Here is a 594-nt window from a genome sequence, read left to right on the forward strand (position 1 = left end):
CGATCGGCCGGTTGGTCGCCGCGCTGGACGACCTGGCCGCCGAGCGGCTCGACGGCGCGTTCGGCCCGCAGCTGATCGACCGGCTGGCCCCGCTGCTCGGCGCGGGCAACCGGCTCGCGACCGAGATCGCCCGCACCGTCCGCCGGGGCGAGCTCACCGGGGCCGCCGAGCACGACGGGCAGAACACCATGGCTGCCTGGCTGCGCGGCCACGCCCGCCTCTCTCCGGCCGCCGCCGCCCGGCTGGTGTCTTCCGGGCGGGCGCTGGAGGCCCTGCCCGCGGTCGCCGCCGCGGCCGCCACCGGGGCGCTGCCCGCCGACGCACTGGCGGTCATCGCCCCGGTGGCCACCCCGGGCAACCTGGCCGCCGCCGCGGCCCAGGGCGTCGACCTGGCCGGGGTGGACGCCGCGTTCGCCGAGGTCGCCGCCACCCGCCCGCACGCCGAGCTGCGCCAGGTCGTGGCCCACTACCTGGACCTCCTCGATCCCGACGGGGCCGAGCCCGACCCCACCGAGGGCCGGTCGTTCACCCTGGTCAAGCACGCCGACGGCAGCGTCAGCGGCCGGTTCGAGCTCGACGCCGTGGGCGGGGAGA

At 79.1% G+C, this 594-nt stretch carries 1 pseudogene; it reads left to right on the plus strand.

Features of this window, described 5'->3' with window-relative positions:
• Positions 1-594: pseudogene (locus E9549_RS22870) on the plus strand (DUF222 domain-containing protein); the annotation flags it as partial.

The organism is Blastococcus sp. MG754426 (assembly GCF_021699055.1).
In the GTDB taxonomy this organism is placed as follows: Bacteria; Actinomycetota; Actinomycetes; order Mycobacteriales; family Geodermatophilaceae; genus Blastococcus.